Below are 21,993 nucleotides of genomic sequence, written 5' to 3'. Positions count from 1 at the left end.
GCGCCTCCCCCGACGAGAGGAATCCCCATGCGCGCGCTCACGTGGCAGTCGACCGGCGAAGTGTCCGTCGAGACGGTCCCCAAACCGACGATCGAGGAGGCGGGCGACGCGATCATCCGCGTGACGTCGGCGGCCATCTGCGGCTCCGACCTGCACTTGTACAGCGTGTTCGGGCCGTTCCTCGCGAAGGGCGACATCCTCGGCCACGAGACGATGGGCATCGTCGAGGAGGTCGGCTCCGGCGTGACGAAGCTCAGTGTCGGCGACCGAGTCGTCGTGCCCTTCGTGATCGCCTGCGGCGACTGCGTGGCCTGCCATTCCGGGCTGTCCACGCAGTGCGAGGTGACGCAGAACACCGAGCAGGGCACCGGTGCCGACCTCTACGGGTACACGGAGCTCTACGGCTCGGTGCCCGGCGGGCAAGCCGAGTACCTCCGGGTGCGCCTCGCCGACAACAACGCCATCAAGGTCGGGCACGAGCTGTCCGACGAACGGTACCTCTTCCTCAGCGACATCCTTCCGACAGCTTGGCAGGGCGTGAAGTACGCCGCTGTGCCAGAGGGCGGGACGCTCGCCGTCGTCGGCCTCGGGCCGGTGGGCCAGTTCGCTGCCCGCATCGGAAGGCACCTGGGCTACCGGGTGCTCGGCGTCGACCCGGTGCCCGAGCGTCGGGCGCTCGCGGAGCGCTACGGGGTCGAGGTCTTCGACTACGACGATGAGACCGCGGACGCGCTTCGCGCCGCCACCGACGGGCGTGGCCCCGATTCCGTCGTGGATGCGGTCGGCCTGGAGGCGCACGGTTCCGGAGACGGCTCCGGCTTCGCGGAGCTCGCGCAGAAGGGTGCCGGCCTGCTCCCGGACGCCGTCGCGAAGAAGGTCATCAAGACCGCCGGTGTCGACCGGCTGTCGGCGATCATGCTCGCCGTCGACGCGGTGCGCCGGGGCGGCACGGTGTCGCTGAGCGGCGTGTACGCGGGAACGGCCGACCCGATGCCGATGATGACCATGTTCGACAAGCAGCTGACCCTGCGCATGGGCCAGTGCAATGTGCAGCGCTGGATCCCGGAGCTGCTGCCGCTCGTGGAAGACCGCAGCGACCCGCTCGGCACGGAGGATCTCGTGACGCACCGCATGCCGCTCGAAGACGCGCCACGGATGTACGAGGTGTTCCAGAAGAAAGCCGAAGGGTGCATCAAGGTCGTGCTGAAGCCTCGCGGCTGAGCCCCGTCCAGAGGAGTCACTCAGCCGCGGCGGGTTCCCAGCGGAGGAGCTCGCCCGGCTGACACTCAAGGGCGACGCAGAGCGCCTCGAGCGTCGTGAAGCGCACTGCCTTGGCTCGACCGTTCTTCAAGACGGCGAGGTTGGCCGGGGTGATGCCGACCCGCTCCGCGAGCTCGCCCACGGACATCTTCCTGCGCGCGAGCATCACGTCGATATCGATGGCGATCGGCATCAGATGACCTCGCCGAGCTCGCCGCGGAGCGCCTCGGCCTCGGCCTCGCGCCTGGTGGCGAGGCGCAGCAGCATCCTCATCACCACCATGAGGAGGGCGCCGCCGGCCGTGACGAGCGCGGCACCGCAGAGAAGGCCGATCAGGCCGGGTGCCGCGAGTCCCGGAGCGAGCAGGATGGCCAGCGTGAGGATGGTGAGTGAGGCGACGGTGATCGCGCCGATGATCGTGTCGACGTAGCGGAAGGCTCCTGCGGAGAAGACCGAGCCTCGGCGGATCATCGTCAGCAGACGCCAGATGCTGACAGCGCTGACCTGCAGGGTGAGCACGAAGATCGCGGCGAGCGCGACGAGAGCGACCCGGGCCGGCGTCGGAACGCCCGCGAGGTCCGCCCAGGCGAGCGGCAGGAGCAGGAGCTGGACTGCGAGCGACCCGAGGAGCGAGACCGCGATGACGGCCTTGAGTACGAAGATGGTGACGGTGCCCACGGTGTGATCTCCTGCTGTCTAGCGATGCTTTTCTATCGATTTTCGATAGGTTACAGCAGGTGGACGCGAGCATGCGACACGATCACCTGTCCATGCTCACCTCAGCACGTTGACACTGGTGTGGTTATCGGGCGAGGTAGGCGGCGAGGTTGTCGAGCGCCTGCATCCAGCCGTCGTAGACGTTGTCGTCACCGGGCTGGCCGGGGATTCCCCGGACGTGCAGTGCGACCTCGGTGTCGGTCTCATGGTCGCCCGTCGTGAGGTCGACGCTGACGACGGGGGATGCCGCCGGATCGTCGTCGGGCGAGCCCCACGTGAAGACGAGGCGTTCCGGTTCGGCAACCAGCAGGTAGGTGCCCGCCGTCGGATACTCGTCGCCGGTGTCGTCGTTCACCATCGTGTAGGCGTAGGCGCCGCCTTCTCGGACATCGAGGGTGATGGTCTCGCGAGGCGTCGAGACGCTCACGGGGTGGTGCCAGTGGCTGAGGTCGTCGGCGTCCGTCCACGCGCGCCAGACGCGCTCGCGAGGAGCGGCGACGGTGCGGCTGAGGGCGAACTCCGGCTGTGCGACGGCTTCCGGGCTGGTCATGGCTGACTCCTCTGCGTGTTCGTGGACGCTGTCTTCGTCGACGCGGTCTTCATCGACGCTGCGTCACCGCGACTCAGGTCGCGGCTGGCCACGGTGGAGTCAGCTCGTCGGCCTGCAGCAAGGCTAGGTACCCAGGGTTGGAGTCTCCCCGACAACGCGCGTCACCGGGGCCTCGTGCCTCGTCACTGCACGGCGCGCCGTGCAGTCCGGCGACCGAGGGTCGTGTCTCAGAAGAGCGGCCAGGGCGCCGCGGGCATGTCGCCCTCCGGGGCCGGGAACTCGCGTTCGGCCGTGAGGCGTTCAACGCGGGCGGCGAGCTGCCCGAGCTCGGCGACCGAGAGGAGCTCGGCGAGCCTGGCTCCGAGGCCGCCGTCACGCGTATCGGCAAGCGCCTCGTGGAGCTTTCGGATGCTCGTCGTCTCATCGTCGCTGATCGGCTCGCCGACCCACCCCCACAGGACGGTCCGCAGCTTCGGCTCGACGTGGAATGAGAGGCCGTGGTCGATGCCGTAGCGGTGCCCGTCCGGCATGGCGAGCACGTGGCCGCCCTTGCGGTCAGCGTTGTTGACGATGGCGTCGAAGATCGCCATGCGCCGCATGATGGGGGAGTCCTCGTGGATGAGGACGACCTCGCGACCGGTCTCGTCTTCGCCGCTGAGGATGGTCCGCCAACCGTCTCCCGGCACCTCGGTCGCGGCGACGAGATCGACGGGGTCTTGCGCTTCGTCGATGTCCTGCCACAGCTGGAGCATCCCGGGCCCGAACTGGCCGTCACCGAGCCAGGTTCGCGGCACGATGTTCCAGCCAAGGGCCTCTGAGACGAGGTACGCGGCGACCTCGCGATTGGCGAGGTCGTTGTTCGGGAAGTCCCAGAGCGGCTTCTCGCCGCGGGATGGCTTGTAGACGACGTCGACAGGGTCGGCACCTGGAACGGTGTAGGTGCCGACGAAGGTCGCGTTCGACGCGCTCATGAGCCGGGCGGTGAGCTCGAGCACCGGACCGCTCGGAGCGGCGTCACCCAAAGCGGTGTCGCCCGGGTCGGTGTCGCCCGGGTCGGAGGCGATCGACGTGGACGCCGTCGGCCCCTCGGACTCGGGCACTTGAGCCGTGTCCGCGGTTTCCTCGTTCGGCTCGGGTTCGGTCACAGGCCGTCGTCTGCCGGACAGTCGTGGCCTTCCGGGTCCATCGGGAGGCCGCAGCGGGGGCACAGCGATCGGCCGGCGCCGACGATTTCGAGGGTCCGCTTCGCGAAGGCACGGGCCGAGCCCACGGGGATGCGCACGCGGAGCAGCTCCTCGGGTTCGGCCGCCTCGACGAGCTCGTCGAGGCCGGCCATGCGGGCCAGCTCTGCCTCGAGAGCCTCGGTGTCCACGTCCGCGTCGACCTCGAGTTCGACCTCGACGACGGGGATCACCTCGAGGATGACCTGTGCGGTTGCCGGCTCCCAGCCGAGGCCGATCGTGCCGACTCTGAAGCGGCCGTCGACGGGCGTGTCGAGCGGCTCCTCATCGATGAGCTCGATGGGGGTCGAACTCGGAACGCTGTAGCGGTTGCCGTCTTCGAGCATGAGCTGGTCGAGGATCTCGTCGACCTTCTCGGCGAGCAGAGCGGACTGCTCCTTCTCGAGGATGACGCTCACGACGCGGGAGCCGTCGCGTGCCTGCAGGTAGAAGGTTCGCTCGCCGGGCTTGCCGAGCGTGCCGACGACAAATCGGTCCGGCCAGTCGAATTCATGCACGAGGGTCGTCATGGTCTCAAGCCTATGCTCAGGAGGCTCTGCCCGCGCCGCCGCCGACGGTCGCGTCTCCCGTCTGGGGGCCACCTGCCGCGGCAGCGTGCGACGGGGCGAGCCAGGACAGGTCTCCGGCATCGGAGTTGATGATGGGGACGCTCGGGCGTGCCTTGCCGTAGCTGATGATCGAGGTCGATGCGGGTCCGACGGCGAGCCGTTGGAACAGGTCGAGGTGCATCCCAAGCGCGTCGGCGAGCACGGCCTTGATGATGTCGCCGTGGCTCACGGCGACCCAGACGGCGCCGGGCCCGAACTCGCGCTCGACGTCGGCGTCGTGCCGACGCACCGCGGCGACCGCCCTCGACTGCATCGCGGCCATCGATTCTCCGTCGGGGAACGTGACGGCGGACGGCTGCGTCTGGACGGTCGCCCAGAGGTCTTCCTTCGCGAGGTCGGCGAGGCTCCGGTTCTGCCAGGCCCCGTAGCCGCACTCGGTGAGGTCTTCGTCGATGACGTCGAGCGAGGGGTCGACGTGAGGGGCGTCGAAGGAGTCGGTGGGCTGCTGCGCGCGGATCGCGGCTGCGGTCTCGACGCATCGCTCGAGAGGACTCGTGACGAGGCGGGCGAGGGGCACCGACGCGAGCCTCGCCCCGGTCGCGGCGGCTTGCGCCCGCCCGGTCTCGTCGAGGAGGACTCCCGGGGTGCGTCCCGCGAGGAGTCCGCTCGCGTTCGCCGTGGTGCGTCCGTGGCGGACGAGGATGACGGTGGCCATGCGAGTCACCCTAATCGGTGCGTCACGGGAAGTCCCTGCGCGGCATCAGCGCTCGGTGAGCTGCCCGCCTTCGACGTGCCAGGCCCTGTTCAGCTGCACGGTCTCGAGCATCCGCCGGTCGTGCGTGACGAGCAGGAGGGTGCCGTCGTAGCTTTCGAGCGCCTGCTCGAGCTGCTCGATGGCGACGAGGTCGAGGTGGTTGGTGGGTTCGTCGAGCACCAGCAGGTTCACGCCGCGGGCCTGGAGAAGGGCGAGGCCCGCCCGGGTTCGCTCGCCGGGGGAGAGCTCGTCGGCGCTTCGACCGACGTGGTCGGCTTTCAGCCCGAACTTCGCGAGGAGGGTGCGCACCTCGGCGGTTGGCCAGTCTGGCACCTGCGCTTCGAACTGCTCGGCGAGCGGCGTGGGGCCCGCGAGGGCCGCCCTGGCCTGGTCGATCTCGCCGATGGCGACGCTCGAACCCAGGCTCGAGGTGCCCGAATCCGGTTGGATGCGCCCGAGGAGGAGGCGCAGGAGGGTCGACTTGCCAGCGCCGTTCGGGCCAGTGATGCCGATGCGGTCGCCGGCGTCGACCTGCACGGACACGGGGCCGAACGTGAACTCGCCCAGACGGAGTTCCGCGCGCGACAGGGTGGAGACGACGCTGCTCGAACGCGGAGCCGAGCCGATCGTGAACTGCAGCTGCCATTCCTTGCGCGGCTCCTCGACCTCGTCGAGGCGGGCGATGCGGCTCTCCATCTGGCGCACCTTCTGGGCCTGCTTCTCGCTGGACTCGGTGGACGCCTTGCGACGGATCTTGTCGTTGTCTGGCGCCTTTCGCATCGCATTGCGCACCCCCTGGCTCGACCACTCACGCTGCGTGCGCGCGCGCCCCACGAGGTCTGCCTTCTTCTCGGCGAACTCCTCGTACTCTTCGCGCGCGTGCCGCTTCGCGGTGGCGCGCTCCTCCAGGAAGGCTTCGTAGCCGCCGCCGTAGACGCGGTTGCTGTGCTGGGCGAGGTCGAGCTCGAGCACACGCGTGACGCTGCGGGCGAGGAATTCGCGGTCGTGGCTGACGAGGATCACTCCGCCGCGAAGGCCCTGGATGAACGCCTCAAGGCGATCGAGCCCGTCGAGGTCGAGGTCGTTGGTCGGCTCGTCGAGGAGCACGATGTCGAATCGTGAGAGGAGGAGCGCTGCCAGGCCGACTCGGGCCGCCTGCCCGCCGGAGAGGGACGTCATGAGGGCGTCGGCGCTCAGTTCGAGGCCGAGCTCGGCGAGGACCGCGGGGAGGCGCTCCTCGAGGTCGGCAGCGCCGCTCGCGAGCCAGCGTTCGAGGGCGACCGCGTAGATCTCGCCGGGGTCGGGGGCGCCGGGCTTCGCCTCCTCGGCAAGGGCTTCGGCGGCCGCATCCATCTCCCTGGTCGCCTCGGTGGTGCCGGTTCGGCGGCCCACGTACTGCGCGACGCTCTCGCCGGCGACGCGCTCGTGCTCCTGTGGCAGCCAGCCGATGAAGGCGTCGGCGGGTGCGAGCGAGACGCTGCCTTCCTGGGGCTCATCGATGCCGGCCAGGAGGCGCAGCAGCGTCGATTTGCCGGCACCGTTCGCACCCACGACTCCGACCACGTCGCCCGGGGCGACGACGAGGTCGAGGGCGGAGAAGAGCGTTCGGTGGTCGTGGCCACCGGCGAGGTCCTTGGCGACGAGGGTTGCGGTCATTGTTCTATGGTCGCGCACTCCGACGCTGCGCGGCGACGGCGCCCCTGTTCGGCGCCCCGTCGCAGCCTCGGTTCCGGGCCTGTGGTCCGAGGCCTGGTGTCGAGCCCCGGCAGTTGGTCCTTGCGGCGGGAGTGGCTACACGAGGGTGTCGGCGTGGAGGGCTCCGACGAGTGGTGCGAGCTCAGGCACCTCCGCTGCCTCGGACAAGGACTGCTCGAGCACTGAATCGTGCGTGGGACGTGCACGCTCGAAGAGGTCGCGGCCGAGCGGCGTCAGTTCCGTGTAGATGCCACGTCGGTCGTCGTCGCACAGGATGCGCGTCAGCAGCTTCCGGTCTTCCAAGCGGGTCACGAGGCGAGTGGTCGCGCTGCTCGAGAGTGCGGCGGCGCGGGCGAGCTGACGCATCCGCATGTGCCATCCGTCCTGGCGGCTCAGGGCGTCGAGGACGGTGAACTCGACGACCGAAAGCTTGTGCTCGCGTTGCAGGGAGCGCTCGAGCTCCATCTCGATGAGTCCGTGGAGGGCCGCGAGCGTGCGCCAGCCTCTGGCGCGGATCTCCACGGCGTCGTCGGCGATTCCCATGTGCCCTCCTCAGGTGCGTGGCTGCCAATACTACTCCACTTGCGCGGATATAGCGCGTGTGCAACGATCATCTTCGTTGCGTGTGCAACTACTGCACGCGCCGTATATCGCTGGAGGAAACATGCCAATCGCGTTCTTCGCGCTCGCACTCGGCGGGTTCGGAATCGGTCTGACCGAGTTCGTCATCATGGGGCTGCTCCCCGAGGTCGCTGCCGACTTCGCTGTCTCGGAGGCTGTCGCCGGCGCCCTGATCTCCGGCTACGCCTTGGCGGTGGCAGTCGGCGCGATCGGACTCACGGTCGCTCTCACCCGCTTGGACCGCAAAAAGGCGCTGGTGGGGCTCATGATCATCTTCATCGCGGGCAACGTGCTCTCGGCGCTGGCACCCAGCTACGAGGTGATGATGCTCGGGCGCATCGTCGCGGCCCTCAGCCACGGCGCCTTCTTCGGGATCGGGGCGGTCGTCGCCGCGAACCTGGTTCCCGCGAACCGGAAGGCAGCGGCCATCTCGCTGATGTTCGCGGGTCTCACGGTCGCCAACGTGCTCGGCGTGCCGATCGGGACGTTCATCGGACAGGCCGCTGGGTGGCGTTCGACGTTCTGGGTGATCGCGTCGATCGGCGTCGTCGCTCTCGTCGGCATGGCGGTGCTGATCCCCGCGTCCGCCGGGCGCAGCGGCGGCGGCAGCGTCCTCGCCGAGTTCCGCATCTTCCGCTCCGGGCAGGTCTGGGCCTCGATGGCCATCACGGTGCTCGGCTACGGCGGCATGTTCGGGGCGTTCAGCTACATCGCCTTCACGCTGACCGGGGTGTCCGGGTTCGCGGCGTCCACCGTCCCCTGGCTCCTGGTGCTCTTCGGCGTCGGCCTCTTCGTCGGCAACATCGTCGGCGGCCGGGCCGCCGACCGGAACCTTGGGCGCACCCTGCTGGTCCTGCTGGTCGGACTCATCGTGATCCTCGTCGCGTTTGCGCTGCTCGCGTCGAGCCAGGTCGCGACGCTGGTGCTGCTCGTCCTCATGGGCGGCTTCGGGTTCGCGACGGTCCCCGGACTGCAGATGCGCATCATGAACTTCGCTGGTGACGCCCCGACGCTGGCCTCCGGCGCGAACATCGCCGCCTTCAACGTCGGGAACGCGTTCGGCGCCTGGATCGGCGGGCTGACCATCGCTGCCGGGCTCGGCTACGCTTCGCCGCTCTGGGCCGGCGCCGCGGTGACGCTTGCCGGGCTCGCCGCGCTGGTGATCGCCGGCGTCATGCCCGGCGGTGAACTCCGGCGCGGTTCGCGAGGGGGAGAGGTGCCGCGCGAGCAACCGGCGCTCGCGTCAACGCCTGCTGCTTGACCGCCTGCCTGGGCGGGCCGACACTGATCTCGTAGCCCCGAATCCCCGCAGGCTGCGTCGAAGCTCGCCTCAGGAAGCAGTTGAGGCCGGAGCAGCTCAGAAGAGGACCGCCAGTGGCCGAGATGCCAGCGAACCTGCCAGAGGTATCCCCGCGTCGAGCGACCGGTTCGCGCCCGCCCCAGCCGAGCGGGGCTCGGACCCGGAATCGAGCTCCGAAGCGTGCTGCCGCGTTCGTCCTGACCGGGGCGCTCGCTCTCGTCGCGATCATCGTGGGCGCCGAGGTGCTGCGTGTGAGCGGTGACACGATCGAGCAGGGTGAGCTTGCCGCGTTCTACGAGCTGCCGGGCGGGGACGCGCCGAGCGAGCCTGGCACCCTCGTGCGGAGCGAGCAGCTCCTCGGCACACCCCTCGGCTCGCAGGCGTGGCGCATCATGTACTCGTCGACCGATCTCAACGGCTCGCCGGTGCTGGTCACGGGCGTTGTCGTCGTCCCGGATGGGGAGGCGCCCGCCGGGGGCCGCACGGTGCTCGCCTGGGGGCACCCCACGACCGGCACCGACCCGTCGTGCGCTCCCTCACGCGCGTTCGATCCGTTCCTCGGAATCGAGGGGATGCGGCTCATGCTCGACCGCGGCTATGCGGTCGTCGCGACCGACTATCTCGGGATGGGCGTTGTGACGGCCGACGGCAAGCAGGCCGGGCAGGATTCGTACCTCGTGGGAGAGACGGCGGCCAGAAGCGTGCTGGACGCGGTGCGCGCGGCGCAGCAGATCGAAGCAGCAGAGGCCGGGACCGAGGTTGTGCTCTGGGGGCACTCGCAGGGCGGCCAGGCTGTGCTGTTCGCGGCCCAGGAAGCGCCGAGCTACGCGCCCGAGCTCAAGGTCGTGGCGGTTGCGGCGGCGGCACCCGCCGCGGATCTCACGAAACTCATGGGCTCGCACCTCGACGACATCTCGGGCGTGACGATCGGCTCGTACGCGTTCCCGGCTTTCGCCGAGGTCTACGCGGACGTGCCGGGGGCGGAGCTCGCGGGCATCCTCACTCCACCTGCCATCGCGAAGGTCGCGCAGATGAATTCGCTGTGCCTGCTCACGAGCCTCACCGAACTGCACGACATCGGGCAGCCGCTCGTCGGTGACTTCACGCTGCACGACCCGACCACGGTTGAGCCTTGGGCGACGCTCCTTGCAGAGAACTCGGCCGGGGCGAAGGCGTTCGAGGCGCCGCTCTTCGTCGCGCAGGGGAGCGCGGACGAGCTGGTGCTGCCCGCCGATACCGCGGCGTTCGTCGCCCACGAGGAATCCATCGGGGTCGACGTCCATGCCGTGACCGTGCCAGGCGCGAGCCACGGCACGATCGCCTATGAGGCGCTTCCCGAGCTGGAACGCTGGCTCGAACAGCACGTCCCCGACAACGGAGGCTCCTGATGTCCAAGACCCGTCGCGCCGCATCCACTGGCCTCGCGGTGCTACTGAGTGCCGGGGCGGTTGCCGCCTTGAGCGGATGCTCGCCGCAAGCGGACGCGCCCCTCACGCGGGCGGTCGCCACGTTCCAGGTCGTCGATCAGACCTTCAAGGTCGAGCTCGCAACCCCGGAGCTCGTCGAGCACGCGCAGAAGCTCCTCGACGGCGAGGACGTGTCGTCGATCCCTCTGGGTACCGTCGTCCGCGGCGACGCGTCCGTCAACGAACCGTGGACGTGGCACATCGACCCGGCAACGCTCGAGTTCGCAGACTTCACGACGGAGGTCTGCGACGGTCTTCCCGAGTACGTCGAGGACGGAACCGTCACGAGCGACGTGTACTGCCCGTGGTCGGCGAAGATCACGGCGATCGAGCCGCTCGCGGACTAGCTCCGGCCGGAGCCGGTGCCGGTGCGGGTGATAGCGCTGGTGCTGGTGCTGGTGCTGCTGCTGGTGCTGCTGCTGGTGCGGATGCGAGCGCGGGTGCCTGGTGCTGGATGCGGGTGGGCGTGCGAGCGCTGGTGCGGATGCGGAGCGACTGCTCGACTCGCGTTCATCCGGTTCGGAGCCTCGAGTGCTTCTCTGGGATGAGTCGGGCGACAGTCAGTCGCCCGCGGGATCCGAGCGCAGTGAGGCGGCGACGATCATGGGTGAAGACAGCATCGAAGAGGGAGTTCCCGAGGGCGAGGAGCGCTGGAGAGACGAGGGCGGTTCTGGGGAGAGCACGCACTTTCACACGCACGGCTGGCGGCCTGACCCGGTGCTGCCGGGACAGGCGCGTCCGGGTGCGACGGACCCGGCCATTGCGCCGACGACGGTCGCAGTGGCCGAAAGCGACGACCCGGGGGAGAGCTGAGCGGCCGTCTCGGTTTCAACCTGACGCCGAGTTCTAGCCCCTGATACAGGTGTAGCCGCAGCCCGGAAATGGGCTGCGGCTACTCGCTGTCAGCGACGGCGTCGACTCCTCGGCGGCTCCCGTTCAAGGGGCCGTTGCGCCGGAAGCTCTGTATAGCAGTTCGCCTAGCTATCCGGCAGTGCGCGTGCCAACGGCGCTGCGTCGGCCCGCGCGGCGGCGACGCGGTCGTGCCGCCGCGACGTCGGACTGGTCGTGCTCGAGCGGGAACAGGGCTGCGGCGAGTGCCTCCTGGGCTTCGTCGAGCGTCTCGTAGTCGCCGATGCTCTGGCCTTGAGGGCCCTGCAGCGTGTGCAGACCGGTGTCTGCGATCGTGATGAAGCCAGCGAACTCGTCGCTGATGGTTGCCGCGTACACGTCGTCGTCGGCTTGTCGCCAGGAGACTCGAGGTGCGGGCAGAGTGAATGGTAGTGCGAGTGTGATGCGAATCTTCGTTTCGTTGCGACGCAGCCCGCCTGCGTTGGCGGGGCGCTTTCTTTCAAGCATGTGTGCGCCCGGGTGGGCGCGTGCTGGTCAGCCGTGTGCTCTCGTGGAGAGCGTCTTCGCGAGCAGCGTCTGCTGTTGAGTGGAACGGCGTCTCGGACTTGGGTCCTGGTGGCCACGGATCCGGTGGCGCGGATGGCGACTGGCAAGATCTGGAATGTCCGCGAGAAGCGGGGTGATCATGCGTCGACTCCACGACTATACGGCACAAAGCCTGAGTGAGAGGGTTTTCTTATGAGCGATGACACGAAGAGCAGCGTCGGCGAGGATGGCGGCGCGAGTGAGAGCGGTGAGTTGACGGAGCTTGGTTTCACGGTTTCGGGCTTCATCTCGAAGCCGGTGCGTGAGGTCTACGAGGCGGTCGCCGACCCCTCCGTCCTCTCCGAGTACTTCACGACGGGAGGCGCGAGGGGGCGGTTGGAGGCCGGAGCGGAGGTGCAGTGGGACTTCGCGGACTTCCCTGGGGCGTTCCCCGTCGACGTCATCGAGGCGGTTGCACCGAGCCGCATCGTCGTCCGGTGGGAGGCCGATGAGGACAGCGCGAGGCAAGGCTTCACGACGACGACGTTCGAGTTCGATCCTGTTGACGACGGATCCCGCACGAGGGTGCGCATCAGCGAGGCGGCCTGGCGCCTGAGCGATGCCGGTGCGAAGGCTGCGTTTGGCAACTCGATGGGGTGGACGGGCATGCTCGCGGCCATGAAGGTGTGGCTCGAGCACGGTATTCGTCTCCGCGAAGGGTTCTACAGGTAACTGGACAAGCCCGGGTCTCCCTGACCGGCGCTGCGGCCTTCGGGGTCGTGGTGTCGGCTGCCTACTCGGTGATGACGCGTTCGAGCGTCGGGTACTTGGCCGTCCGGGTGTCGCCCGACGATTTCCCGGTGAGGCGCCGGCCGATCCATGGGAGGACGTATTCGCGCCAGTACGCGGAGTTGCGGGGGCGCTGGATGCTCGGGGCGCGGGGGCCGAAGTCCGGCGCGGGAACGTCGAGGGCGGCGAGCACGTTGGCCGCCACTCGTTGATGCCCGCTGACGCCCATGTGGAGGCGGTCCCGCGACCAGTAGTCGAGGTGCGTGAGCTCGGGGTCTGCCCAGTTGTCGACGAAGGTGAGGCCCGGCTGGGCGGGGATCTTCGCGTGGACGGCGGCCGCGAGGGCGTCGCCGCGGGCGCTGATGCGCTTGCCCATGGGCAGGTGGTCGGAGGGGTTGGCGCCCGAGAGGAGGATCACGTGGATGCCCGCGTCGAGGGCCTGCTTGGCGCCGTCGACGAGGCGCTGGGCGACGGCGTCGATGGAGACGCGTGGGCGCAGGATGTCGTTGCCGCCGCCGTTCAGGCTCAGGAGCTGTGGCTTGAGCGCGATGGCGGCGGGAAGCTGCTCTTCGAGGATCGCGTCGAGCAGGCGACCGCGGATCGCGAGGTTGGCGTAGCTGACCGGTTCCGCCGACGAGACGGCGAGGCCCTGCGCGACCAGGTCGGCCCACCCACGGACGCGTCCATCCGGCAGCTCGTCGCCGACACCCTCGGTGAAGCTGTCTCCGACGGCCGCGAAACTCGTGAATCCCATGCGGGAGAGTCCATCACACCGGAGGCGAGGTGACGTTCAGATGAGGCAGGAGTCGCCCTCGCAGGCTGTGCCCGCGACGCCGAGCATCGTGAAGCCACCGGCGGCCGGCGCGACCCCGTCGGCCGGGGCCGCTGCGCCTGCTCCTGGCAGCTCCTCGAGCGTCGTGGTCGTAGTCGTGCTGGTGTCGCTCGTGCTGGTGTCGCTCATGCCGGTCTCGGCGTTCATGCGTTCGCCTCGTCGCGGTCGCTCGTGACCTTGGCGAGGACCTCCGCGAAGGTTGCTGCTTCCTGCGCGCCGGAGACGCCGTACTTGCCGTCGATGACGAAGAACGGCACGCCCTGGATGCCGTAGGCCTGCGCCTGCTGCTGGTCGGCGAGCACGTCGTCGTGGTGCACACGCTCCTCCAGAGCGTGGACGGCCGCGGCCCGGTCGAGTCCGAGCTCGTCGGCCAGGTCGGCGAGCACGGCGATATCGCTGAGGTCACGCCCCTCGACGAAGTACGCCTTGAGGAGTTGCTCCTTTGCCTCGAGCTGGCGGCCGTTCGCCTTGGCGAAATGGATGAGCTCGTGGGCGCGCACAGTGTTCACGTGCTGCACGGAGTCGAAGTCGTAGTCGAGGCCGACGTCTTTCGCGATGCCGGTCACACGGTCGAGCATCTGCTCCACCTGCACGAGGGGGAGTCCCTTGCGCTCGGCGAGGTACTCGGTCGTCGACCCGTGGAAGTCGATGGGCGTATCCGGGGAGAGCTCGTAGCTGTGGTATTCGATCTCCACGGCCGGGGCATCGCCCGACGCCGAGAACTGCTCGATACCGCTCTCCAGCTTCCGCTTCCCGATGTAGCACCAGGGGCACGCGATGTCCGACCAGATGTCGATGCGGATCGGTGCCTGCTCTGGGCTGGCTTGCGGAGAGGTCTGGGGTGCGTTCTGCGCTGCTGTCGTCACACGCACTGCAACCGGGCCCGCTTCGCGGCTATTCCCAGCTGCCGTTCGCAGCTGTTCCGGGCCCCCTTCGCAGATACCCCCACTCGGCTGCCCGCACCGGGCAGGAACCATCTCGCCATGCTCTCTCGCAACCGGCGAGCCTAGAAAGGCGGTGGTTTTGGAGCGTGTGGGCGCGGAGGCAGGTCATCTCCTGGCGGGTGGTCATCCGTCGTCGTAGTCGCCGTCGCTGATGCTGCTCCGGGCGTTGGGCGCCCCGAAGCCATCCGTGGGAGCTCGTCGCTTGGTCTGAAGATCACGTCGTAGGGTTCGGGTCGGTCGATGTAGATCTTCCCGCTGGGTGTGGTCCATTCGAGGACGCCGCCGCCGAGTTGTCGGACTTTCCAGGCGGTGTGGTGTTTCACGATGTGGTGTGCGAGGCAGAAGTCGCTGAGGTTCCAGACGGCGGTCTCGCCGCCGTATTGGTGGTCCTTGGTGTGGTCGAGTTCGCATCTGGCTGCGGGTTGTCGGCAGCCGATGAAGCGGCAGTGGATGTCGCGGGCTTGGAGGAACGCCCGCATCGCCGTGGTCGGCTTGTACGAGTCGACGGCCTGCACTGCGCCCGTCACGGGGTGCGTGAGCACGCGGATGAAGGCTGGGGCGGTGGCGGCGAGGCGTTTCGCCTCCTCGAGCGGCATGGGGGACATGCCATCGAGCAGCGCCGGGGCAAGGCCCGTGCTGCCTGGGCCGCCGGTGTTGGGGCCGGCCAGCATCGTCGTCGCGGGGATGCTGATGTGCGCGATGGCTTGGATGCCCTTCGCGAGGCTCGCCGCCATGGGGTCGCTCGTGAGGAGCATGTCCGCGATGACGTCGGACATGACCTGATCGAGGGTGCGTTCGTCGGGCGCGAGGGCCGTGCTGTCTCCACCGCTCGCCGCGTTCGACGGGTTCGCGTTCGCGTCGGCTGCTGCGCCCGCTCCGGTTGCCGCCTGCGCGCCGGGCTTGGGGCGGGCCTTGATGACCGCCTTCCCCTGCTTCCGTGCCCGGTCCAGGACCGCGTTCGCGACGAACGAGCTCATCAGCACGCGGAGCACGCTCATGCCGTCGCCGAGATCCTCGACCGTCGCGCGGCGGCGCTTCTTCGCTCGCTCGTAGCGGTCGTCGATAGACTCCCCGGTGAGCTCCTCCGCGACCCGCTCGGCCGCCTTCTGCAACGCTCTCGGCGGCAACGGCTCCACCCGCACCCGTTCCAGCATGACCTGCAGGAATTCCGCGCGCCGCGCGGACTGCTCGTCGGGGTCCGCGTGGTTCACCTTCAACCCGACACTCGCGAGCGTGGTCACCTGCGCGGGAGTCGCCAGGTTCTCCTCGAGCGCGAGGGCCAGTGCCGGGAACTCGCGTAACGTCACCGACGCGGACGCGAGGTGCCCCTGCGCGGTGCCAGCGGCGAGCTTCACGAGCAGCCCCACCTCGTTCGCGATCGACCTCACGTGCATCGCCGACTCCGCGCATCCCTCAGCGACATCGAGTGCGTGCCCGAACTCGTACGCCGCCGCGTGCGCCCGCAACTGCAGCGCGGTGCCAGCCGCCAGCATCGCCGCAGCCGCCTCCTCCAGAGCCAGAATCTCCGACCGCCGCGCCGCGACCGACCCCGGATCCGAGGGATCGAACCCCAGGTCCGGAACGTGGCCATCGCGGTGCTGCTGCATGCCCCCAACTCTACGGAGCACCACCGACATTCTGCGGGTTCGTGGATAACTTCCTCGCCCGTGAGTTGCTCTCCACGGGCTCATGCGCTGGCTATCACCGGATCTGGACGCGACTTCAGCGAGCTGTGTTCGTATGTATTCACGAGGGCGAGCAGTTCAAGCAAGTGAACTTGCTGTAACTCTGGGGTCCCCGCATTCACTCCGCCTTGACGACGGCCAGCTCATCCCAGTGCGTCGTGGCGCGCGGCGAGATCATCTCGCGACGCATCGTCCAGCTGCGTCCACCTCGAAGACCGGCGACGCCGAGGCCAAGCGACTCCTGCCCGAACTTCGCGGCGACGGCGTCGAGGGCTTCTCCCACGCGCCGGTCCTCGCTGCGCTCGCCGAAGATGTCGAGCGCGGCGTACGAGTCGCGAGCGACGAACTCGAACAGCGAGACGCCCACGCGCACGTACTTCAGGTCGCTGCGTAGCTGCGGGCCCAGGGCCGTGGCAGCCGCCCGGAACAGAACGACCGGGTCGTCCGTCGGCTCGGGGAAGGCGACGGAGACAGCATGCGACTCGTGCCCCTCGCGGAAGGGGGAGGTGGCCGCGTAGCAGCTCATCGCCCGGGCCAGCGAGCCCTGGGACCGCAGGCGGGCTGAGGCGCGCTGCGTGTAGACGGAGAGCACCTCCTCGAGTTCCTGCACGGTCGAGATGGGCACGGCGAACGATCTCGAGAACTGGATCTGCTCGCGTTCCGACGGCACCTCATCCATGGGGAGGCAGTCGATGCCGCGGAGCTCCTGCACGACACGCTCCTGCACGACCCCGTAGCGTCGCCGGATCGCGGTCGGCGACGATTCGCGGAGGTCGAGGGCGGTGCGGATGCCGAGTCCCACGTACTTCGCGGCCATCTTGCGGCCGACGCCCCACACATCGCCGACGTCGATCGTGCCGAGGATGCCGCTCAGCTGCTCCCGACCGTAGGCGTCGAGGTGGCAGACCCCGCCGAGCGACGGCTCGGACTTGGAGCCGCGGTTCGCGAGCTTGGCGAGGGTCTTGCTCGGCGCGATGCCGATGCTGACGGGGATGCCGATGAGCTTGCGCATGGCGGCCCTGATCTCGCGCGCGACGGCGAGCGCTTCCGCGCGGCTGCCCGGGAGGCGGATGAAGCTCTCGTCGATCGAGTACACCTCCTGCGACGGCGTGTACCGGCCGAGGAGCTCGATCGTGCGCGCGTTGATGTCGCCGTAGAGCTCGTAGTTGCTTGAGCGGGCGACGACGCCCTTCATCGCGGCCTCCGGCGCGATGGCCTGCCAGGGGGCGCCCATCGGGATTCCCGCGGCCTTCGCTTCCTCCGAGCGCGCGATCACGCATCCGTCGTTGTTGGAGAGCACGACGATGGGCGTGCCCTCGAGGCTCGGGTCGAAGATGCGCTCGCAGGATGCGTAGAAGTTGTTGGCGTCGACGATCGCGATCGCTGACTGTGGCGCGTCGCGAGTCTGGCTCGTCTCAGACACGGTGCAGGCACCTCGTGACGACGCCCCACACGGTGAGCTCGCTGAGCTCCTCGAGCATGATGTCGGCGTAGGCGGGGTTCTCGGGCACCAGCCGGACGCGGCCGTGGTCGAAGCGGAGGCGCTTGACGGTGAGCTCGCCGTCGACGACGGCGATGACGACGTTGCCGTCGTGCGATTCGAGGGAGCGGTCGACGATGATCTCGTCGCCGTCGAAGATGCCGGCCCCGATCATGCTGTCACCGCTGACTCGCACGATGAAGGTCGCAGCGGGGTCGTTGATGAGGTGCCGGTTGAGGTCGACGGGGCCCGAGTAGTAGCCCTGCGCGGGAGATGGGAAGCCGGCGGGCACGGCCTCCTCGGCACGTTCCGCGAGCGGCGCCGGCGACTCCGAGATGCTCGCGCCCTCAGCGGGCGACGAGACAGAGGCGAGGACTTCGACGCCTGCATCGCTCATGCGCCGCCTCCTGTCCTTCGTCCGGCAGGCGGGCCCGGTGCCGGCGCGCGTGCATCACACGGTTGTGCGAGCACCAATTGTCGCGGATGAACCTTCGGAGTGCGTGACGGATGCGCCTGGCGCGTGGTGTCGTCCGATCGGCACCATGAGGGGCCGGCCGGAGACGGGGTCCTCGACGACGAGGCTCTCGAGGCCGAACACGGCGCGAACGGTGTCGACCGTGAGGACGTCACCGGGCCGACCGGCCGCGTGGAGTCCGCCGTCGGCGAGCGCGATGAGGTGGTCGGCGTAGCGTGCGGCCAGGTTGAGGTCGTGCAACACCATGACGATGGTGGTGCCCCGCGAGCGGTTCAGATCGGTGAGCAGGTCGAGCACCTCGACCTGGTGGCTGACGTCGAGGAAGGTCGTCGGCTCGTCGAGCAGCAGGAGGTCGGTCTGCTGGGCGAGCGCCATCGCGATCCACACACGCTGGCGCTGCCCGCCGGAGAGCTCGTCGACGTGCCGGTCGGCGAGTGCCGTCGTCTCGGTCGCCTCGAGGGCAGCGGCGACGGCGAGGTCGTCGTCGTGGCTCCACCTGGAGAGGAGGTTCTGGTGCGGGTGGCGGCCGCGGCCCACGAGGTCGGCGACCGTGATGCCCTCCGGGGCGATCGGCGACTGCGGCAGGAGCCCGAGCATCCGTGCCAGCTGCTTCGCCGGCGTCTTGTGCACTTCCTTGCCGTCGAGGAGCACGTGCCCGTCTCGCGGCGAGAGGAGCCGCGACATGGAGCGCAGCAGCGTCGACTTGCCGCACGCGTTCGCGCCGACGATGGCCGTGACCTTGCCTGGCGGCACGAGGAGGTCGAGCTCATCGATGACGACTCGGTCGCCGTAGCCGAGGCTCAGCTTCTCGACGAGGAGGGTGTGGTCTGCGGTCATAGTGAGCCTCCCGCGCGGTTCGTGCGGATGATCAGGTAAATGAGGAACGGTGCGCCGAGCACGCCGGTCACGACGCCGACGGGGTAGCGGGTGCCGAGGAGGAACTGGCCGACGAGGTCGGCGACGAGCACCAGCAGCGCGCCGACGAGCCCGGCGGGGATGAGGAGCGACCCGCCCCCGCCGAAGAGGCGCGCGGCGATGGGGCCGGCCAGGAAGGCGACGAACGCGATGGGGCCGGCAGCGGCCGTCGCGAACGACAGCACGCCGACCGCGGTGACGATGACGACGAGCCTCGTGCGGTTGACGCGCACCCCGAGGGCGGCCGCCGTATCGTCGCCGAGCTGCGTCGCGGCGAGGCTGCGGCTCTGCGCGAGGAGGATGGGCACGAGCACGACGATCGCAACGGCCACCGGCGTGATGGCGCTCCAGGATGCACCGTTGAGGCTGCCGTTGAGCCAGCGCAGCGCCTCCTGCAGATCCCACTGCGCGGCCTGCGAGAGCACGTAGTTGGTGATGCTGTCGAGCATGGCCGCGATGCCGATGCCGATGAGGATGAGCCTCGTGCCGGTGACGCCGCCCTTGAACGACAGCACGTAGATGAGGATCGCGACGCCGAGCCCGACGAAGATCGCGAAGAACGACACCTCGCTCGCGCCGAGCGACAGGGTGATGATGCCGAACGCGGCCGCAGCGCTCGCGCCAGACGAGATGCCGATGATGTCGGGGCTCGCGAGCGGGTTGCGCAGCATCGTCTGGAAGGTGACGCCGGCGAGCCCGAACGAGAGGCCGGCGAGGATTGCGAGCACGGCGCGGGGGAGCCGGAGGCGCCCGATCGTGAAGGTCGCGCCCTGCACGTCCTGGCCCAGGATGACGGCGACGACCTGGTCGATGCCGTAGAACGTCTGCCCGTACATGAGCGAGAACACGAAGACGGCCGCGATGAGCGTGACCAGCACGAGCATGAGCAGGCGGCGGCGCGCCGCGCGTCGGCCGCGGCTGGCGGCGACGGCGCGGGCTGTCGCCTCGATCGCCGAATTCGGCGAGGACGGTGCCAGGGACTTGGGGGACGAGGCGGGAGAGCGCTGCCCGGATGCACGCGTTGCGGTCACAGGGCACGCACCTTCGAGCGGCGGACGATCCAGATGAAGATGGGGGCTCCGATGATGGCGGTGATAATGCCGACGTCGATCTCGGAGGGGCGCGTGAGGATGCGGCCGAGCACGTCGGCCCCCGTCAGCAGCGACGCGCCGACGACGGCGGAGAACGGCAGCACCCAGCGGTGGTCGACGCCGAACATGAGGCGGCAGGCGTGCGGCACGACGAGGCCGACGAACGCGATGGGTCCCGTGACGGCGGTGGCGGCACCGCAGAGGATGACGGCGCCGAGGGCCGCGGCACCTCGAGTGAGCGCGACCTTCTCGCCGAGGCCCGCCGCGAGGTCGTCGCCGAGCGCGAGCGAGTTGAGCCCCTTCGCGGAGAGGAGGCTGATGAGGAACCCGACGACGAGGAAGGGGAGCACCTGCGAGATGCTGTCCCAGGTTCCGCCGCCGACGCCGCCGATCTGCCACGACCTGGCGCTCTGGCTGATGTCACCGCGGGGCAGGATGATGGCCGTCACGAACGAGGCGAGCGCCGCGGAGGTCGCCGCGCCCGCGAGTGCGAGCTTGAGCGGTGTCGCGCCGCCTCTGCCGAGCGAGCCGACCACGTAGACGAAGACGGCCGCGATGGCGGCGCCCGTGATGGCGACCCAGATGAAGCTGGACGCGGAGGTCAGGCCGAAGTAGGCGATGCCGGTGACGACGGCGAGGGATGCTCCCATGTTGACGCCGAGGATGCCCGGGTCGGCGAGCGGGTTGCGCGTCACGCCCTGCATGACAGCGCCGGACACACCGAGTGCGGCGCCCACCGCGACGGCGAGGAAGGTACGCGGGATGCGTTTCGCGACCGCGGCCTCGTCGAAGCCGTCGGTCGAACCGCCGAGCGCGGCCACCGCATCCGCCCAGCTGACGTCGCGCGAGCCGATCATGACGGAGACGACGACAAGCGCCCCCAACGAGGCCAGCGCGAGGACGAACCACAGCGCCCGCAGCCGCCGGGGGCGTCGCACGGTGGCGACACCCCCGGCGGCTGCGGGAGGAGCGGTGAGTGTCACTGGACCTTGTCGGCTGCCTGCGAGAGGAGGGCGACGTAGTCGTCGAGGATCCACGAGATGGAGAGCGGCGTCGGGTTCGCGGCCGTGCCGAGCGGCTCGGTGCCTGGCAGGTTGACGATGGAGCCGTTCGCGACAGCGGGGATCTGCGAGAGGACCGGGTCGCCCTGGAGGGTCTGGACGAGCTCCTCGCCACCGTAGGTGACGATGATCTCGACGTCGGCGAGCGTGTCGGTCTGCTCGGCACTGATGGTCTGCGAGAACTGGTCGGTGCTCGCGGAAGCGTCGACGAGGCTCTGCGGGAAGGTCATGCCGAGGTCCTCGAAGAAGGCGCTACGGGTGTCGTGCGTCGTGTAGAAGCTGACCTGGCTCAGGTCGGTCTCGTCGACGTGCGTCAGGAACATCGTCTTCTTGCCCTGGATGGACGGGTACTTCGCGGCCGTGGCCTCGATCTCGCCCTCGAGCTCGGTGATGAGCGCGTCGCCCTCGGCCTCGAGGCCCATGCCCTGGCTGTTGAGGCGGATCATGTCGCGCCACGAGGTCGCCCAGGCCGTCTCCGGGTAGGCGACGACCGGCGCGATCTCGGAGAGCGTGTCGTAGTCCTCCTGCGTGAGGCCCGAGTAGGCGGCGAGGATGACGTCGGGGTTCGTGTCGGCGACGGCCTCGAAGTCGACGCCGTCGGTCTCGTCGAAGAGCACGGGCGTCTCGCCGCCGAGCTCGTCGAGCTTCTCGCTCACCCAGGGGAGGATGCCGTCGCCGTTGTCGTCGCCGAAGTCCGCGCGGGCCATGCCGACGGGGACGACGCCGAGCGCGAGGGGGACTTCCTGGTTCGCCCAGTTGACGGTCGCGATACGCTCCGGCTTCTCGGTGATCTCGGTCGTGCCGAGCGCGTGCTCGATGGTGATCGGCGTGAAGTCGCCGCTCGTCGAACCGGGCTCCGCGCCGGTGTCGGCGGCAGGGGAGGTCGAGCAGGCGGCGAGGCCTGCGGTGAGCAACGCGGTCGCGGCGAGCGCGACGAGCTTGGAGGCGCGGGGCATGGTGTCCTTTCGGGGGTGGACCTGAGGAGCTTCCCCGCACGCCGATCGCCGCCGCAGTACGGCAGCGACGGCGGACGGGTCCGAAGTCGGTGGCAGCCTCGACCCGAGAGCGGGTCCGGTTAGGCGTGCCTTACCAAAGCTAGGCGACGCGGGTCTGCTTTGCAATCGAGCCAAAACGACACGAATCTTCGCGAAACAGACACGATGCGGTGAGGCTGCCGCATGGAGGTGCGGGTGAC

At 69.2% G+C, this 21,993-nt stretch carries 25 protein-coding genes; 6 read left to right on the top strand and 19 right to left on the bottom strand.

Annotated elements, in window-relative coordinates; all coding sequences use genetic code 11:
• The first annotated feature begins 27 nt into the window (after positions 1–27).
• Positions 28–1,221, top strand: coding sequence for a zinc-dependent alcohol dehydrogenase (locus tag ABVF28_RS11870; protein ID WP_371030611.1), 1,194 nt, complete (start codon positions 28–30; stop codon positions 1,219–1,221).
• A 16-nt stretch (positions 1,222–1,237) separates the two neighbouring features.
• On the opposite strand, the gene ABVF28_RS11865 is transcribed toward ABVF28_RS11870, so the two are convergent.
• From ABVF28_RS11865 to ABVF28_RS11830, 8 genes are all read right to left on the bottom strand, one after another.
• On the bottom strand, positions 1,238–1,453 hold the full coding sequence (locus tag ABVF28_RS11865) for a helix-turn-helix transcriptional regulator (protein ID WP_104311697.1): 216 nt from the start codon (positions 1,451–1,453) through the stop codon (positions 1,238–1,240).
• On the bottom strand, positions 1,453–1,938 hold the full coding sequence (locus ABVF28_RS11860) for a DUF2975 domain-containing protein (RefSeq protein ID WP_371030610.1): 486 nt from the start codon (positions 1,936–1,938) through the stop codon (positions 1,453–1,455). Before ABVF28_RS11860 ends, ABVF28_RS11865 begins: the two co-directional genes overlap by 1 nt.
• A gap of 124 nt (positions 1,939–2,062) precedes the next feature.
• Positions 2,063–2,527: an SRPBCC domain-containing protein gene (locus ABVF28_RS11855; protein ID WP_371030609.1), complete on the bottom strand. Its 465-nt coding sequence runs from the start codon at positions 2,525–2,527 to the stop codon at positions 2,063–2,065.
• Positions 2,528–2,754: 227 nt separating this feature from the next.
• The gene (locus tag ABVF28_RS11850) at positions 2,755–3,549 is read right to left on the bottom strand and encodes an SCO1664 family protein (RefSeq protein WP_371030658.1); all 795 of its coding nucleotides are present in this window, start codon (positions 3,547–3,549) and stop codon (positions 2,755–2,757) included.
• Between the two features lie 119 nt (positions 3,550–3,668).
• Complete coding sequence (locus ABVF28_RS11845) at positions 3,669–4,277, bottom strand: DUF3090 domain-containing protein (RefSeq protein ID WP_104311700.1); 609 nt, start codon at positions 4,275–4,277, stop codon at positions 3,669–3,671.
• Positions 4,278–4,293: 16 nt separating this feature from the next.
• Complete coding sequence (locus ABVF28_RS11840) at positions 4,294–5,031, bottom strand: MSMEG_4193 family putative phosphomutase (RefSeq protein WP_371030608.1); 738 nt, start codon at positions 5,029–5,031, stop codon at positions 4,294–4,296.
• 45 nt (positions 5,032–5,076) lie between these two features.
• Positions 5,077–6,726 (bottom strand): ABC-F family ATP-binding cassette domain-containing protein, encoded by a 1,650-nt coding sequence (locus tag ABVF28_RS11835; RefSeq protein ID WP_371030607.1) that lies wholly within the window; start codon positions 6,724–6,726, stop codon positions 5,077–5,079.
• Between the two features lie 135 nt (positions 6,727–6,861).
• Positions 6,862–7,308: a MarR family winged helix-turn-helix transcriptional regulator gene (locus ABVF28_RS11830; protein ID WP_371030606.1), complete on the bottom strand. Its 447-nt coding sequence runs from the start codon at positions 7,306–7,308 to the stop codon at positions 6,862–6,864.
• A 121-nt stretch (positions 7,309–7,429) separates the two neighbouring features.
• Between ABVF28_RS11830 and ABVF28_RS11825 the strand changes: the two genes are divergently transcribed.
• The 4 genes from ABVF28_RS11825 (at position 7,430) to ABVF28_RS11810 (ending at position 10,965) form a co-directional block, all read left to right on the top strand.
• Positions 7,430–8,647 (top strand): MFS transporter, encoded by a 1,218-nt coding sequence (locus ABVF28_RS11825; RefSeq protein ID WP_371030605.1) that lies wholly within the window; start codon positions 7,430–7,432, stop codon positions 8,645–8,647.
• 122 nt (positions 8,648–8,769) lie between these two features.
• A complete protein-coding gene (locus ABVF28_RS11820; protein WP_371030657.1) occupies positions 8,770–10,074 on the top strand; it encodes an alpha/beta fold hydrolase in 1,305 nt (434 codons plus the stop codon).
• Positions 10,074–10,499 carry a hypothetical protein gene (locus ABVF28_RS11815; RefSeq protein ID WP_371030604.1) on the top strand — a complete coding sequence of 142 codons (426 nt, stop codon included), beginning with the start codon at positions 10,074–10,076 and terminating at the stop codon, positions 10,497–10,499. Before ABVF28_RS11820 ends, ABVF28_RS11815 begins: the two co-directional genes overlap by 1 nt.
• Positions 10,500–10,683: 184 nt before the next feature.
• Positions 10,684–10,965 carry a hypothetical protein gene (locus ABVF28_RS11810; protein WP_371030603.1) on the top strand — a complete coding sequence of 94 codons (282 nt, stop codon included), beginning with the start codon at positions 10,684–10,686 and terminating at the stop codon, positions 10,963–10,965.
• Between the two features lie 168 nt (positions 10,966–11,133).
• On the opposite strand, the gene ABVF28_RS11805 is transcribed toward ABVF28_RS11810, so the two are convergent.
• On the bottom strand, positions 11,134–11,508 hold the full coding sequence (locus ABVF28_RS11805; protein ID WP_371030602.1) for a hypothetical protein: 375 nt from the start codon (positions 11,506–11,508) through the stop codon (positions 11,134–11,136).
• A 231-nt stretch (positions 11,509–11,739) separates the two neighbouring features.
• Between ABVF28_RS11805 and ABVF28_RS11800 the strand changes: the two genes are divergently transcribed.
• Positions 11,740–12,258 carry an SRPBCC domain-containing protein gene (locus ABVF28_RS11800; RefSeq protein WP_371030601.1) on the top strand — a complete coding sequence of 173 codons (519 nt, stop codon included), beginning with the start codon at positions 11,740–11,742 and terminating at the stop codon, positions 12,256–12,258.
• A 61-nt stretch (positions 12,259–12,319) separates the two neighbouring features.
• Here the strand turns inward: ABVF28_RS11800 and ABVF28_RS11795 are convergent, their stop codons facing one another.
• From ABVF28_RS11795 to ABVF28_RS11750, 10 genes are all read right to left on the bottom strand, one after another.
• Positions 12,320–13,069, bottom strand: coding sequence for an SGNH/GDSL hydrolase family protein (locus tag ABVF28_RS11795; protein ID WP_104311709.1), 750 nt, complete (start codon positions 13,067–13,069; stop codon positions 12,320–12,322).
• A 36-nt stretch (positions 13,070–13,105) separates the two neighbouring features.
• Complete coding sequence (locus tag ABVF28_RS11790; RefSeq protein WP_104311710.1) at positions 13,106–13,294, bottom strand: hypothetical protein; 189 nt, start codon at positions 13,292–13,294, stop codon at positions 13,106–13,108.
• A complete protein-coding gene (locus tag ABVF28_RS11785; protein ID WP_371030600.1) occupies positions 13,291–14,013 on the bottom strand; it encodes a DsbA family oxidoreductase in 723 nt (240 codons plus the stop codon). Before ABVF28_RS11785 ends, ABVF28_RS11790 begins: the two co-directional genes overlap by 4 nt.
• Before the next feature lie 140 nt (positions 14,014–14,153).
• Positions 14,154–15,698, bottom strand: a complete 1,545-nt coding sequence (locus ABVF28_RS11780; RefSeq protein WP_371030599.1) for an HNH endonuclease signature motif containing protein — start codon at positions 15,696–15,698, stop codon at positions 14,154–14,156.
• 196 nt (positions 15,699–15,894) lie between these two features.
• On the bottom strand, positions 15,895–17,199 hold the full coding sequence (locus ABVF28_RS11775) for a Y-family DNA polymerase (protein ID WP_371030598.1): 1,305 nt from the start codon (positions 17,197–17,199) through the stop codon (positions 15,895–15,897).
• Entirely contained in the window at positions 17,192–17,653 is a 462-nt protein-coding gene (locus tag ABVF28_RS11770) for a LexA family protein (RefSeq protein WP_371030597.1), read from the bottom strand. Before ABVF28_RS11770 ends, ABVF28_RS11775 begins: the two co-directional genes overlap by 8 nt.
• A 54-nt stretch (positions 17,654–17,707) precedes the next feature.
• Positions 17,708–18,568 carry an ABC transporter ATP-binding protein gene (locus tag ABVF28_RS11765; protein WP_104311716.1) on the bottom strand — a complete coding sequence of 287 codons (861 nt, stop codon included), beginning with the start codon at positions 18,566–18,568 and terminating at the stop codon, positions 17,708–17,710.
• Positions 18,565–19,623, bottom strand: a complete 1,059-nt coding sequence (locus ABVF28_RS11760; RefSeq protein ID WP_371030656.1) for a FecCD family ABC transporter permease — start codon at positions 19,621–19,623, stop codon at positions 18,565–18,567. The genes ABVF28_RS11765 and ABVF28_RS11760 overlap by 4 nt, the downstream gene beginning before the upstream one ends.
• Before the next feature lie 50 nt (positions 19,624–19,673).
• Positions 19,674–20,720 carry an iron ABC transporter permease gene (locus ABVF28_RS11755; protein WP_104311717.1) on the bottom strand — a complete coding sequence of 349 codons (1,047 nt, stop codon included), beginning with the start codon at positions 20,718–20,720 and terminating at the stop codon, positions 19,674–19,676.
• Entirely contained in the window at positions 20,717–21,754 is a 1,038-nt protein-coding gene (locus ABVF28_RS11750; protein ID WP_371030596.1) for an iron-siderophore ABC transporter substrate-binding protein, read from the bottom strand. The genes ABVF28_RS11755 and ABVF28_RS11750 overlap by 4 nt, the downstream gene beginning before the upstream one ends.
• Between the last annotated feature and the right edge of the window lie 239 nt (positions 21,755–21,993).

Origin of the sequence: Pseudoclavibacter sp. JSM 162008, from assembly GCF_041366455.1 — a bacterium.
Taxonomy (GTDB): Bacteria; Actinomycetota; Actinomycetes; order Actinomycetales; family Microbacteriaceae; genus Pseudoclavibacter.
The sequence above is the reverse complement of the archived record's forward strand: the minus strand, read 5'-3'. Positions and strand labels throughout refer to the sequence as shown.

What these genes read in the sequence shown, in the direction of transcription:
- ABVF28_RS11795 (WP_104311709.1), bottom strand. Translation starts at nt 13,069, where the DNA reads ATGGGATTCACGAGTTTCGCGGCCGTCGGAGACAGCTTCACCGAGGGT.
- ABVF28_RS11800 (WP_371030601.1), top strand. Translation starts at nt 11,740, where the DNA reads ATGAGCGATGACACGAAGAGCAGCGTCGGCGAGGATGGCGGCGCGAGT.
- ABVF28_RS11820 (WP_371030657.1), top strand. Translation starts at nt 8,770, where the DNA reads ATGCCAGCGAACCTGCCAGAGGTATCCCCGCGTCGAGCGACCGGTTCG.
- ABVF28_RS11855 (WP_371030609.1), bottom strand. Translation starts at nt 2,527, where the DNA reads ATGACCAGCCCGGAAGCCGTCGCACAGCCGGAGTTCGCCCTCAGCCGC.
- ABVF28_RS11815 (WP_371030604.1), top strand. Translation starts at nt 10,074, where the DNA reads ATGTCCAAGACCCGTCGCGCCGCATCCACTGGCCTCGCGGTGCTACTG.
- ABVF28_RS11750 (WP_371030596.1), bottom strand. Translation starts at nt 21,754, where the DNA reads ATGCCCCGCGCCTCCAAGCTCGTCGCGCTCGCCGCGACCGCGTTGCTC.
- ABVF28_RS11825 (WP_371030605.1), top strand. Translation starts at nt 7,430, where the DNA reads ATGCCAATCGCGTTCTTCGCGCTCGCACTCGGCGGGTTCGGAATCGGT.
- ABVF28_RS11780 (WP_371030599.1), bottom strand. Translation starts at nt 15,698, where the DNA reads ATGCAGCAGCACCGCGATGGCCACGTTCCGGACCTGGGGTTCGATCCC.
- ABVF28_RS11870 (WP_371030611.1), top strand. Translation starts at nt 28, where the DNA reads ATGCGCGCGCTCACGTGGCAGTCGACCGGCGAAGTGTCCGTCGAGACG.
- ABVF28_RS11865 (WP_104311697.1), bottom strand. Translation starts at nt 1,453, where the DNA reads ATGCCGATCGCCATCGATATCGACGTGATGCTCGCGCGCAGGAAGATG.
- ABVF28_RS11845 (WP_104311700.1), bottom strand. Translation starts at nt 4,277, where the DNA reads ATGACGACCCTCGTGCATGAATTCGACTGGCCGGACCGATTTGTCGTC.
- ABVF28_RS11840 (WP_371030608.1), bottom strand. Translation starts at nt 5,031, where the DNA reads ATGGCCACCGTCATCCTCGTCCGCCACGGACGCACCACGGCGAACGCG.
- ABVF28_RS11835 (WP_371030607.1), bottom strand. Translation starts at nt 6,726, where the DNA reads ATGACCGCAACCCTCGTCGCCAAGGACCTCGCCGGTGGCCACGACCAC.
- ABVF28_RS11830 (WP_371030606.1), bottom strand. Translation starts at nt 7,308, where the DNA reads ATGGGAATCGCCGACGACGCCGTGGAGATCCGCGCCAGAGGCTGGCGC.
- ABVF28_RS11805 (WP_371030602.1), bottom strand. Translation starts at nt 11,508, where the DNA reads ATGCTTGAAAGAAAGCGCCCCGCCAACGCAGGCGGGCTGCGTCGCAAC.
- ABVF28_RS11770 (WP_371030597.1), bottom strand. Translation starts at nt 17,653, where the DNA reads ATGAGCGATGCAGGCGTCGAAGTCCTCGCCTCTGTCTCGTCGCCCGCT.
- ABVF28_RS11790 (WP_104311710.1), bottom strand. Translation starts at nt 13,294, where the DNA reads ATGAACGCCGAGACCGGCATGAGCGACACCAGCACGAGCGACACCAGC.
- ABVF28_RS11765 (WP_104311716.1), bottom strand. Translation starts at nt 18,568, where the DNA reads ATGACCGCAGACCACACCCTCCTCGTCGAGAAGCTGAGCCTCGGCTAC.